Source organism: Saccharomonospora sp. CUA-673, assembly GCF_001942305.1.
Lineage (GTDB): Bacteria > Actinomycetota > Actinomycetes > Mycobacteriales > Pseudonocardiaceae > Prauserella.
The window spans coordinates 1-12,606 of sequence record NZ_MKKE01000014.1; the positions used below are offsets into that span (position 1 = coordinate 1).

The window sequence follows — 12,606 nt, forward strand, 5'->3', positions numbered from 1 at the left end:
ACGGGATGACACTTCGCTGGGGCGGATTTGTGTGTGGGGTCTGGGGTGGTTGGCGGGGTTGCCTTGCTTCGCTTCGGCGGTGGCGGTATTTGGGGTGGCGGTGGTGGGGTTACTTCGCGTGGTGGTTCTTTGTCATGCTTGTGGGTGGTGTTTGTCGATCAATTGTTCGGTATAGTTGGTTGCGTGACAGATATTGAGGGGATCGTTGATCGGGCTCGCTCGGTGCTTGCTTTGCGGGCTCGGGCTGATGCTGCTGAGGTGTCGTTTCTTGCTTCGCTCGATGACGGCGCGTCGTCGGATTCGGTGGAACGGCGGTCGTTGGCTGAGGCGTTGGCGCCTGAGCTTCGGCTTTCTCCGCAGGGTGTTCTTGATCGGATTCATACCGCTTTGGCTTTGACTTATCGCATGCCTCGGCTGTTGCAGGCTATGCGCGAGGGGCAGGTGGATCGGTATTGCGCCGAGCGGGTGCTGAATACTGTTGCGCCGGTTTCTGATGCTGATGCGCTCGAAGTGGACCGGCGGCTTGAGGAGAAGCTTTCCCGTCTGCCTCTGACGGCGTGGCAGCCTCGGAATATGGCTTGGCATGCTTCGCAGATCGTCAAGCAGGTTGATCCTGGTGCTGAGACCGCTGCTGCTCGCATGGCGCACGAAGGTCGCAAGGTCACGCTCGACCACGGCGTTTATGCCCAGTCGCGGATCTCGGCCGACCTGCCGTCCGACGTTGCCTCGGCCGCGTACGCGCGCGTCGACGCCATGGCTCGCAAGCTGCGGCTCGCCGACTCCTCACGCAACCTCGACCAACTACGCGCCGACGTGTTCGCCGACCTGCTGCTCGGCAACGATCCCGGCGTCACCGTGCCCCAGTCGGCGGCGATGGTCTATCTCCACATGCCCATCGACACCGCACTGTCGATGTCCGAGACGGGCGCATCGATCGACGGCATCGGGCCGGTCCCGGCCGCGTACGCGCGCGAGATCATGACCAACCCCAAGTCGGTCTGGCGCAAAGTCCTCTGTGACCCGGCCACCGGGAACCCGGTTGACCTGGGCCGATCGTCCTATCGTCCGAATTCGACGATCCGCAAGCTGGTCGAGGTGCGCGACCGGATGTGCATCGTCCCGTGGTGCCGTAGGCCTGCCCGGCACTGCGACTTCGACCACCAACAACAGTGGGCCAAGGACAACGGCTCGACGTCCACGGATAACGCCGCACCTCGATGCCGCAAACACCACCGGCTCAAGAACGCCCCGGGCTGGATCCAGGACTACGACCCCATCCACGGCACATCCTCGACAACGACCCCGCTCGGCATCACCTACACCGACAAACGCGAAACCGTCCTGCCACCACGATCGCCCGAAACCGACGACGCGGACGACCCACCCGACCTCGAACCGCCGCCGTTCTAGGCGTGGTCGTCCAGGAATTCGTCGATATGGCGCCACGTCGTCGTACGGGCACGCCTGCCCGTCAGCACACCCAGGTGGCCACCCGGCGCCACCCGGAAACGCACCTCGGGGGCGTGATCCAACAGGCCCACCAGACGCTCGACCGCGCGGCGCGGCGCGATGCTGTCGGTCTCGCCGGCGACCACCAACGTCGGAACGTCCAGTTTGGACAACGAAATGGTGCGGCCGTCGAGGGCGAACGCGCCCTCGGCCAGGTCGTTGGCGCGGAAGAAACGGTGGTACAACTGGCCGAACGTCCGACCGGGGTAGGCCGCCATGTTCGACATGAAATGGTCCACCGCCTCGATCTGCGCCAGGAAGTCGCGGTCGTTCAGGTTTCGCAGGATCGCCAGCGGCTTCGTGATCTCCTTCTCGAAACCCGTCGCCCGGAACACCCGCGACACCACGGCCGACGGCGCACCACCCAACATGCGATAGAACGGCGTGAGGATGTGCCCGCCCGTGACCTCGACCAACGGGCGGAACGGCGCCACCAACGGAATCGCCGTGTAATCGAAGGGCGCGGAGACCGTCGTCAACGAGGCGACCGGCAGATCCGGCTGATCGGACAACGTCAACACCGAGAAGATGCCGCCCAAACACCACGACACGACGTGCACCGGCACGCCACCGGCATCGTCGCTGGCCTTACGGATCGCCCGCGGCAACACCTCGTCGACCCAATGCTCGATCCCCAGATTCCGATCGGAGAACGCCACACTGCCGTAGTCGACCAGATACGTCCGGCGCCCACCCTCCACAAGGTGCTCCGCCAGACTGCACCCGCGCCGCAGATCGAAACACAACGCCGGCGCCGCCAACGGCGGCACCAACAACACCGGCGCACCCGACGGCGGACCGTCCGGACCCGTCATCCGATACACCGACCGGTTCGGCCCCCGATCGATCAACACCCGAGGCAACGGCCGCAGATCCGCGACACCGCCCCTGGCGACCTTGTCCCGCACATTCGTCGCCACATCGGTCGCCACCGAAGCCAGCTGGGACGGGAGCTCCACCAACACCGACACCTCCAGCCAGCTCGTCTCGACAAGGCCCTACGGAACAGGCGTGAGAATACGCGCGTCGCCCTCGGTGATCGCGATCGTGTGCTCACTGTGCGCAGTACGCGACCCGTCCGCCGACCGGATCGTCCACCCGTCCGGGTCGTACACGATCCGATCCGTCCCCGCCGCGAACCACGGCTCGATCGCGAGCGTCAACCCCGGCCGCAACACCATGCCCCGACCCGGCCGGCCACTGTTCGGCACATGCGGATCCTCATGCATCGTGCGCCCCAAGCCGTGCCCACCGAACTCCGTGTTCACCGGGTAGCCGTACCGCCGTGCCACCTCGCCGATCGCCGCCGACACGTCACCGAGCCGGTTGCCCGGACGCGCCGCCGCGATCGCCTCGTCCACGCCCGCTCGGTCGCCTCGATCAAGCGCTGATCCTCCGGACGCGGCGTACCCACGATCACCGTGCGTGCCGAATCGGCCACCCAGCCGTCGATCGACACCGCCATGTCCATCGTCAACACATCGCCGTCGCGCAGCTCGTAGTCGTGCGGCAACCCGTGCAACACCGCGTCGTTCACCGACAGGCAGACCACGTTGCGGAACGGGCCCTCCCCGAACGACGGCGCATAGTCCCAGTAGCAGGACTCCGCACCCCGATGCTTGATCATGTCCCGCGCGCGATGCTCCAGGTCCAGCACGTTCACCCCCGGCTCGGCCCTGGCAACCAGGTCGGCGAGCACGTCCGCCACGAACGCACCGGTCACCGCCATCGCCTCGACCTCGGCCGCCGTCTTCAGCTCCACCATCGCCCGACTCCTCCGCCACGCAAACGCTCGCCACCTGTCTCGAATACCTATACCGGTATTTCTATCACAGTCGACGGCCAGTACGACGCTCACGTCAGGCCCAGCTCCCGCGCGATCAACATCCGCTGCACCTCGCTCGTGCCCTCGCCGACCTCGAGGATCTTGGCGTCCCGGTAGAACCGGCCCACCGGGAACTCGTTCATGAACCCGTAGCCGCCGAAGATCTGCGTCGCATCGCGCGCGTTGTCCATCGCCGCGTTCGACGACACCAGCTTGGCGATCGCGGCCTCCTTCTTGAACGGCTCGCCGCGCAGCATCTTCGCCGCCGCCTGGTAGTACGCCAGCCGCGCCGTGTGCGCCCGCGTCTCCATGTCCGCGATCTTGAACTGCATCGCCTGATACGCGCCGATCTTGTTGCCGAACGCCTCCCGCTCGTCGACGTACCGCAGGCATTCGTCGACACACCCCTGCGCCAGACCGACACTCAACGCGGCGATCGCGATCCGGCCCTCGTCCAGGATCTGCAGGAACTGCGCGTAGCCGCGGCCCTGCTCGCCGAGCAGGTTCTCCGCAGCACCCGGCAGTCGTCGAACGCCAGCTCGTGCGTGTCCGAACAGTTCCAGCCGACCTTCGAGTACTTCGGCGCGACCGTGAACCCGGGCGTGCCCGACGGCACCAGGATCGCCGAGATCTCCTTGCCACCACCGGATTTCGTACCCGTCACCGCGGTGACCGTGACGACACGCGTGATGTCGGTGCCCGAGTTCGTGATGAACGACTTGCTGCCGTTGATCACCCACGAGTCCCCGTCGATCCGGGCATTCGTCCTCGTCGCGCCCGCGTCCGAACCGCCGCCCGGCTCGGTCAGGCCGAACGCGCCCAGCGCCTCGCCCGAGCACAGCGCAGGCAACCACTGCCGCTTCTGCTCCTCGGTACCGAACCGATAGATCGGCATCGCGCCGAGCGAGACGCCGGCCTCGACCGTCACCGCCACCGACGAATCGACCCTGGCCAGCTCCTCCAACGTCAGGCACAGGGCGAAGTAGTCGCCGCCCATCCCGCCGTACTCCTCGGGGAACGGCAGGCCGAACAGGCCCATCTCGCCCATCTTCGCCACGATCTCGTAGGGGAACTCCTCACGGATGTAGAAGTCCCCGATCACCGGCTTCACCTCGGACTGGGCGAAGTCGTGAACCGTCTTGCGCAGCGCCTCGTACTCGTCGTCGAGCCTGAAGTCGATCATGATGTCTGCTCCCGAGGGGTGACCAGTGCGAGCTTCTCGTCCAGCGCGACCTGCTGGCCCGCCTGAACGCACAGCTCGGCGACGACGCCGTCGACCGGCGCCGTGATCGTGTGTTCCATCTTCATCGCCTCGACGACCGCCAGCGGCGTGCCCGCCGTGACCTCGTCGCCCGCGGCGACCTTCACCACGAGGACCGTGCCCGGCATCGGGCTCGTCACCGGCCCGCCCTCGACGTCCTCGGCCTGTCCGGCCAGCAGATTCGGCCGCTCCCCCACCACGACCGTCACGCCGGCCCGGCCGAACCACACGCCTCCGTCCGGCTGTTCGGCCCTGGCATAACGCAGATACCGCCCGCCACAGTGGACGGACAGGGTGCCGCCGGTCCGCTCCGCCGACGCGGCCACCGGTTCGCCGTCCACGCCGACCGTGACCACGGCCTCGGCCGACGAACCCCGCACGCGCACCAGACGTTCGACGCCGTCGGCGTGCAGCAGGAACGTCACGCCCGCCTCGCCGCCGGCACGCCATCCGCTCGGCACGTCCCACGGGTCCACGACGGGTCCCGCCGGTTCCAGCGCGAGGAGCCGGTCGAGGGCCGCGGCGACGAAGAAGTCGTCCGGAACGTCGACGGCGGTCAGCTCGTCCAGCTTGCGCTCGACCAGTCCGGTGTCGAGCCGCCCTTCGCGCACGTCGGCGTCGGACAGCAGACGGCGCAGGAAGTCCACATTGGTCCGCAACCCGAGAACCGCGGTATCGGCGAGCGCCCGATCGAGACGATGCAGCGCCGCGGCGCGGTCCGGGCCCCACGCGATGACCTTGGCCAGCATCGGGTCGTAGTCCGACGACCCGGGTGCCCTCCGCGATGCCGGAGTCGACGCGAACGTACGGGCTGCGCGGCTCGGCCAGCCCCACCACCGTGCCGCCCGTGGGCACGAAACCGCGGGCGGGATCCTCGGCGTACACCCGCGCCTCCACGGCGTGCCCGTCCAGCCGGACGTCGTCCTGGCGCAGCGTCAACCGTTCGCCCGCGGCGACCCGTACCTGCCATTCGACCAGGTCGACACCCGTGACCTGCTCGGTCACCGGATGCTCCACCTGCAGGCGGGTGTTCATCTCCATGAAGAAGAACTCGTCAGGGTCGGTCGCCGACACGATGAACTCGACCGTGCCCGCGCCGACGTAGCCGACGGACCGAGCGGCCTGCGCCGCCGACTCGCCCATGCGCGCGCGGGCGGCGTCGTCCAGCAGCGGCGACGGTGCCTCCTCGACGATCTTCTGGTGCCGTCGTTGCAGACTGCACTCCCGCTCGCCGAGATGCAGCACCGTGCCGTGCGTATCGGCCAGGACCTGCACCTCGATGTGCCGGGGCGTGTCGACGAACCGTTCGATGAGCAGCCGGTCGTCGCCGAAGCGCCGCGCGCCTCGCGCCGGGCCGCCTCGACCGCGTCCGCCAACTCCGCCGGTTCGGTGACCAGGCGCATACCCTTGCCGCCACCGCCCGCGGACGGCTTGAGCAGCAGGGGGTAGCCGACCTCCGCCGCCGCTGCCGCGACATCGTCCACATCGGACTGTCCGGGAACGACGGGCACACCGGCGGCCGACACCGTCTCCTTGGCCCGGATCTTGTCGCCCATCGCGTCGATCGCGCCCGGCGGCGGGCCGATGAACACGATCCCCGCCTCCGCGCACGCCGCCGCGAAGGCCGCGTTCTCGGCCAGGAAACCGTAACCCGGGTGCACCGCCTGCGCGCCCGTCTCGACGGCGGCGCGCACGACGTCCGGAACGGACAGATAGCTCCGCGCCGCCTCGGCCGGGCCGAGGTGCACCGCGACGTCGGCCTCACGCACGTGCCGCGCGCCCGCGTCGGCGTCGCTGTACACCGCGACCGACCGGATTCCCATGCGCCGCAACGTCGCGATGACCCGCACCGCGATCTCACCGCGGTTCGCGACCAGCACCGTGTCGAACATTGCCGCACCGACCTCTCCCACAGCAGCCACCCCTCACATCCGGAAGACGCCGTAGCCGACGGGCTCGAGCGGGGCGTTGGCCGACGCCGACAGCGCCAGCCCCAGCACCGTGCGCGTGTCCGCCGGGTCGATGACGCCGTCGTCCCACAGCCGCGCCGTCGAGTAGTACGGGTTGCCCTGCTCCTCGTACTGCTCGCGGATCGGGTCCTTGAACGCTTCCTCGTCGTCGGCGGGCCATTCGTCGCCGCGCGCCTCGATCGCGTCGCGGCGCACCGTGGCCAGCACCGAGGCCGCCTGCTCGCCGCCCATGACGGAGATCCGGGCGTTCGGCCACATCCACAGGAAGCGCGGCGAGTACGCCCGGCCGCACATCGAGTAGTTGCCCGCGCCGAACGAACCGCCGATGATCACGGTGAACTTCGGCACCCGCGCGCAGGCGACGGCCGTGACCATCTTGGCGCCGTGCTTGGCGATCCCGCCTGCCTCGTAGTCCTTGCCGACCATGAAGCCGGTGATGTTCTGCAGGAAGACCAACGGGATCGAGCGCTTGTCGCACAGTTCGATGAAGTGCGCGCCCTTCATCGCCGACTCGGCGAACAGCACGCCGTTGTTGGCGATGATGCCCACCGGATGCCCGTGGATGCGGGCGAACCCGGTGACGAGCGTCGTGCCGTACTCCTTCTTGAACTCGGCGAACCGGCTGCCGTCGACGACCCGCGCGATCACCTCGCGCATGTCGTAGGGCGTGCGCGAATCGGTGGGGACGACGCCGTAGAGCTCGCGCGGGTCGACCGCGGGCTCCTCGGTGGGCGCGACGTCCCAGGGCTGCGGCTCGCGCGGGCCGAGCGTGGACACGATCGACCGGACCTTGCGCAACGCGTCCGCGTCGTCGGCGGCCAGGTGGTCGGTCACCCCGGACTGTCGCGAGTGGACGTCGCCGCCGCCGAGCTCCTCGGCGGTGACGACCTCGCCGGTCGCCGCCTTCACCAGCGGCGGCCCGCCGAGGAAGATCGTGCCCTGGTTGCGCACGATCACGGCCTCGTCGCTCATCGCCGGGACGTACGCCCCGCCCGCGGTGCAGGAACCGAGCACGGCGGCGATCTGCGGAATCCCGCGCGCCGACATCGTGGCCTGGTTGTAGAAGATGCGGCCGAAGTGCTCACGGTCGGGGAACACCTCGTCCTGCCGCGGCAGGAACGCACCGCCCGAGTCGACGAGGTAGATGCACGGCAGATTGTTGTGCAACGCCACTTCCTGGGCGCGCAGGTGCTTCTTGACCGTCACCGGGTAGTAGGTGCCGCCCTTGACGGTGGCGTCGTTGGCGACGATGACGCACTCCCGACCGGACACGCGGCCGATACCGGTGATGATGCCGGCCGCCGGCGCCTCGTCGTCGTACATGCCGGTGGCGGCGAGCCCGGAGAGCTCGAGGAAAGGCGACCCGGGGTCGAGCAGCGCGTCGACCCGGTCGCGCGGCAGCAGCTTGCCACGTTCCACATGACGGGAGCGCGACCTCTCGGGGCCGCCCAGCCGCGCGGCGGCGAGCCGCTTCCGCAGATCTTCGACCAGCTCACCGTGTCCTGCGACGTTGCGGGAGAACGCCTCCGAGCGAGGATCGGCGTGGGTGGTGAGCGCCGGACCGTCCATGACACACCTCAGGGTTAGCAGCCGTTAACACCAGACTCGATGTTAGCGGCTACTAACCCTGAGGTCCAGCCTGCTCGCCGTCGCCCTGAACGAGGACGCCGACGGGAACTCAGCCCATGGCGCTCTGCAACGCGGGCAGATACCCGGAGGCCTGACCCGCCACGTTCGGGTGGTACGACTCGTCGACCGGCCACGTGACGCTGTTGAGCCACCAGTCGGCCGAGCAGATCTCGTGCCCGGTGAAGTTGGGCCGCACGTCGACGAAGGTGAAACCGGCCGCGGACGCCCGCGCCTCGGTCACCTCGGCGAGCTTGTCGGCCCCGGAGTTGATCGCCTCGCGCTTGGTGTCACTGAGGCCGGCGTTGCACGAACCGCCGATCTCGTAGAAGCGCGGGTAGCCGAGCACGTAGACCTCGGCGTTCGGCGAGTTGGCGCTGATCGCCGCGTAGACGTCGTCGAGCAGCCCGGGAAGCGTGTCGTCCGCGTAGGACTTGGCCTCCTCGACCCGGTTGATGCAGCCCTGGTCGGAACTGGTCGTGCAGGAGATCATGACATCGGTGAACCCCGCGTCGTTGCCGCCGACCGACACCGTGACCAGATCGGTGTCGGCGGACAGGGAATCGGTCTGGCTCACCACGTCGCCCGTGCGGGCGCCGAGGCAGGCCACGAAGGTGAAGTCGCCGACACCGGCCTCGTCGGCGTACAGCTGAGGGAAGGCGTTGGCACTGCGTTTGCAGTTGCCCGAATCGCCGTAGGCACCGGCGCCCACGCCACTGGAGTAGGAGTCGCCGAGGGCGACGTAGCTGTCGTATGCGGTCGTTTCCGCCGCGCCCGCCGTGGTCGCACCACCGACCAGTGCCAGACAGGCGATCATCGCGGTGCCCAGAAGACGGGAACCCTTGACCATGAGGGCCACCTTTCCGTTTGCCGTTGGCCGACAAAACGAATATCAGTGGTCCACGTCTCGGCCGAGGGTTCGGCGCGGAGTTACACCTCATGGCGCAGGACGTAAGTCGGGGCAGATGTTAGCGTTCGCTAACTGTTTCCCGTATGATGGGCCGATGATCACGGGCTCGACTCCGAGGGACGATAACGACGCTCGTGCGCGCGTGAAACCGTCCCGGCGTGATCAGATCCTCGCCGCGGCCGCGGAGTTGTTCGCCCAGCACGGCTTCCGCGGCGTCGGGATCGACGACATCGGCGCGGCCGTCGGCATCACCGGCCCCGCACTCTACCGGCACTTCCGGAGCAAGGACGCCATGCTGGGCGAAATGCTGACCAAGATCAGCGAGTACCTGCTCGCCGGTGGCACCGCACGCCTGGAACGCGACGGCGACCCCGACGAGATCCTCGCCGGCCTCGTGCGCTTCCACGTCGACTTCGCCCTGAAGCAGCCCGCGCTGATCACCGTGCAGGAACGCAGCCTCGCCAGCCTCGCCGACGACGACCGTCGCACGGTCCGGGGAATTCAGCGTCGCTACGTCGAGGTGTGGGTCTCGGCCGTGCGGGCCGCGGTGCCGCGACTCGACGAGGCAGGCGCCCGATCGGCCGCACACGCCGTGTTCGGCCTGATGAACTCCACCCCGTACCACCGCCACCTGCCCGACGACGAGCTCGCCGAACTGCTCATCCGGCTCGCGCTCGGGGCGCTGTACGCCGCCAAGTAACCGCCGTGCGGGCATGATCACCCCTGCGGCGCGCGACGATCACACCGACTCTGGTGTTTGATGACATCCGTGCACGAGGACCGAACGCCACCACGGCTCGTCGAGACGGCGCAGCGAGCACTGCTCGCCATGCGCCTGGGCGACGACGCCGGCGCACTCGAGGCCGCCGCGCTCGAGGCGCTGGCGGCCGACGACACGCGCGAACTGATGCTGCTGCTGTTCGGCGCGTGCAGCGAGATGGTCGCGACGCTCGGCGACGGCGGCGCGGCGCCGGTCAAGGTTCAGGTCTTCGACGCCGAGGGCGAGGAGGTGCCCATCGACGACGCCGACCCACCCGTGCGCACGGCCGTGCGCACGCTGCTCGCCGAGGTCCACGGCAACACCGAGGACGCGCGTCAACAGCTCGAGATCGCCCTCGACAACGCCTCCGCCGACGAGGTCGAGAGCCTCGTCGTGCAGGCGCTGCGCTGGACGATGCGCCTGTCGACGGCCTGCCTCGAACGGGGCCTCGACGTCGAACCGTGGATCGCCGAGGCCCTGACCGACTAGGCAGGCGTCGTCGTCAGCGCTCTCGTCAGCGTTGTTGGAGGGCGAAGCGGTTGCCCTCCGAGTCGACGAACGTCGACCACCAGCCCCACGGCTGCCGTGACGGCGGCGCGGGGAACTCCACGCCCTTCGCCGACAGCTCCGCGTAGGTGCCCTCGAGGTCGTCGGCGTAGAAGAACACGTTGGTGTTGGGCCGCTCGGGACCGGTGTCGGCGCGGTACCGGCCTCCGGGTCCGGGCCGAGGATCAGCACGGTCGCACCGTCCGGTGACGTCACCTCCAGCCACCGCGTCCCCGCGTCGTCGTACGGCGCGTCCGTCGTCACCGTGAAGCCGAGCAGGTCGACCCAGAACTCCTTCGCCCGCTGCTGGTCGGTCACGCCGATCAGCACCTTCGCCACTCCGCGCACAGCCATGTCGCACTCCTCGTGTTCGGGCCCGCAGGCCGACTGTCACGGTAGGCTGCTCGGCCATGACGAGCAGCATCCGCGAGCCGCGATGAGCAGTTTGTCCGGACTCCGATGAGCACGGTCCGGAGTGTCGTCGACCGCGTCGGGCCGACGTTGCTGCACGCGCTGCACCTGCCGGACGAGGCGGTCGCGGTGACCGACGTCGTGATCGCCGAGCCCGACGTCGCGGCGAATCCGGGCGCGGGCGATCTGGTGCTGGCCGTGGCCGCACGGGACACCGCAGCCGTCACCGCGCTGCTCGAGGACGCCGCCGCGGCCGAGGCGGCCGGGGTGCTGGTCAAGGCTCCGCTGGCGGCGCAGGCGGCTGTGCGCAAGGCCGCCCGCCGCGCGGGCATCGGCCTGGTCGAGGTGCACCGGGCGACGGCGTGGGCCCAGCTCGTGTGGCTGCTGCGTACGGTGCTCGACGCCGAGGGTGACGACTCGGACGCCGTCGACGCCGACCCGGCCGCGGGCGACCTGTTCCGGCTCGCCGACGCGGTCGCCTCGGTCGTCGACGCGCCGGTGACCATCGAGGACACCAACTCGCGGGTGCTCGCCTACTCGGCCCGCCAGGACCTCACGGACCCGGCGCGCGTGGCCACGATCGTCGGCAGGCGCATCCCCGACGACGTGCTCGCCCGGTTCCGGTCCCGCGGCGTGTTCCGCGACCTCAGCCGCGGCCGGCAGACGATCTTCGTACCCGGGCAGAAGGACGGTACGTTGCCCCGGCTGATCGCACCGGTGCGGATGGGCGGCGAACTGCTCGGGTCGATCTGGGCGGTCGTCGACGGCCCGGTGTCCGACGAGCGGGCCGCCGCGTTCGCCGACACGGCCCCGGTGGTCGCGCTGCACCTGCTGCGCCGGCGGGCCCACGCCGACGTCCGCAGGCGGGCGTCTGCGGAACTGCTGCGGGCCCTGCTGCACGGCGAGGTGGGACCGCGCAAGGCCGTCGCGGAACTGGGGCTGCCCGACGAACCGCACCGCGTCGTCGCGGTCGACACCCCGGGCGGGGACACCCTCGACGGCGAGGGCATGCGACTGGCGTTGTCGGAACGGTTGTCGCAGGGCATCGGCCGGCGGCCGGTCGCAGCCGAGCACGCCGGCCTGCTGTACGCGGTGGTTCCCGAGGGCGACGGTCCGGGCTCGTGGCCGGAACTGCGCTGCGCGCTCGACGACGTTCAGGCCGGTCCGAAGGCGGGCGAGCTGCACGCCGCGGCGGGCGGCGCGTATCCGTTGGGGGCGCTGGCGCAGTCCCGGGCCGAGGCCGACGAGGCGCTCGGCCTGCTCCGGTCCGGTGTCGTGCCGGGCCGGACGGTGACGTTCGACGAGGTGTGGACGCCGCTGACGTTGCATCGCACCGCGACGGTGGCCCGCACCGCCGACGTGCCGGGGCTCGGTCCGCTGCGGGTACTGGTCGAGCACGACCATGCGCACGGCACGGAGTACGTCGACACGCTGTACCACTGGTTGCGGCGGCCCGGCGATCCGCGCGGCGCGGCGGCGGACCTGCGCGTGCATCCCAACACGTTGCGGTATCGGATGCGCAAGCTGCTCGAGGTGGCCGGGGTGGATCTCGACGATCCGGATGTCCGGTTGGCGCTCACGGCGCAGTTGATCACGCTGCGCTGGTCCTGACGGCCGCTGGTCCTGACGCTGCTGGTTCCGGTTCCGGCTTGTCGCGCCGGAACCACCCGTCGGGGCGATAATTGTCTTCTCGGCATGATGACACCGCTGTCCGGGTGGTTCACCGTGGTCGAAGACACCTCTGCTGCCGATCAGTGCTCCCACAAGGAGCCGTCTCCCAGGAGGAAC

General features: G+C 69.3%; 8 protein-coding genes and 4 pseudogenes. 4 read left to right on the plus strand and 8 right to left on the minus strand.

Features of this window, described 5'->3' with window-relative positions:
* The first annotated feature begins 222 nt into the window (after positions 1-222).
* Positions 223-1,410, plus strand: coding sequence for an HNH endonuclease signature motif containing protein (locus BJF85_RS08320; RefSeq protein WP_255375491.1), 1,188 nt, complete (start codon positions 223-225; stop codon positions 1,408-1,410).
* Here BJF85_RS08320 and BJF85_RS08325 read toward each other — a convergent pair.
* The 6 genes and pseudogenes from BJF85_RS08325 to BJF85_RS08350 form a co-directional block, all read right to left on the minus strand.
* Positions 1,407-2,450 carry an alpha/beta hydrolase gene (locus tag BJF85_RS08325; protein ID WP_369822122.1) on the minus strand — a complete coding sequence of 348 codons (1,044 nt, stop codon included), beginning with the start codon at positions 2,448-2,450 and terminating at the stop codon, positions 1,407-1,409. The two genes, BJF85_RS08320 and BJF85_RS08325, sit on opposite strands and share 4 nt — an antisense overlap.
* Positions 2,451-2,507: 57 nt before the next feature.
* Positions 2,508-3,274: pseudogene (gene map, locus BJF85_RS08330) on the minus strand (type I methionyl aminopeptidase).
* An 89-nt stretch (positions 3,275-3,363) separates the two neighbouring features.
* A pseudogene (locus BJF85_RS08335) lies at positions 3,364-4,517 on the minus strand (acyl-CoA dehydrogenase family protein).
* Positions 4,514-6,487, minus strand: a pseudogene (locus tag BJF85_RS08340) (biotin carboxylase N-terminal domain-containing protein). Before BJF85_RS08340 ends, BJF85_RS08335 begins: the two co-directional pseudogenes overlap by 4 nt.
* A gap of 33 nt (positions 6,488-6,520) precedes the next feature.
* Positions 6,521-8,134, minus strand: coding sequence for a carboxyl transferase domain-containing protein (locus BJF85_RS08345; protein ID WP_075846477.1), 1,614 nt, complete (start codon positions 8,132-8,134; stop codon positions 6,521-6,523).
* Between the two features lie 109 nt (positions 8,135-8,243).
* Entirely contained in the window at positions 8,244-9,041 is a 798-nt protein-coding gene (locus BJF85_RS08350) for an SGNH/GDSL hydrolase family protein (protein ID WP_075846478.1), read from the minus strand.
* Positions 9,042-9,195: 154 nt separating this feature from the next.
* On the opposite strand from BJF85_RS08350, the gene BJF85_RS08355 reads away from it, so the two are divergent.
* Positions 9,196-9,801 carry a TetR/AcrR family transcriptional regulator gene (locus BJF85_RS08355; RefSeq protein WP_075846479.1) on the plus strand — a complete coding sequence of 202 codons (606 nt, stop codon included), beginning with the start codon at positions 9,196-9,198 and terminating at the stop codon, positions 9,799-9,801.
* A gap of 60 nt (positions 9,802-9,861) precedes the next feature.
* Positions 9,862-10,350: a hypothetical protein gene (locus tag BJF85_RS08360; protein ID WP_075846480.1), complete on the plus strand. Its 489-nt coding sequence runs from the start codon at positions 9,862-9,864 to the stop codon at positions 10,348-10,350.
* 25 nt (positions 10,351-10,375) lie between these two features.
* Here the strand turns inward: BJF85_RS08360 and BJF85_RS08365 are convergent, their stop codons facing one another.
* Positions 10,376-10,633 carry a VOC family protein gene (locus tag BJF85_RS08365; protein ID WP_255375487.1) on the minus strand — a complete coding sequence of 86 codons (258 nt, stop codon included), beginning with the start codon at positions 10,631-10,633 and terminating at the stop codon, positions 10,376-10,378.
* 2 nt (positions 10,634-10,635) lie between these two features.
* Positions 10,636-10,761 (minus strand): annotated as a pseudogene (locus BJF85_RS31275) (VOC family protein); the annotation flags it as partial.
* 105 nt (positions 10,762-10,866) lie between these two features.
* On the opposite strand from BJF85_RS31275, the gene BJF85_RS08370 reads away from it, so the two are divergent.
* Positions 10,867-12,429: a CdaR family transcriptional regulator gene (locus BJF85_RS08370; protein ID WP_075846481.1), complete on the plus strand. Its 1,563-nt coding sequence runs from the start codon at positions 10,867-10,869 to the stop codon at positions 12,427-12,429.
* Positions 12,430-12,606 lie beyond the last annotated feature (177 nt).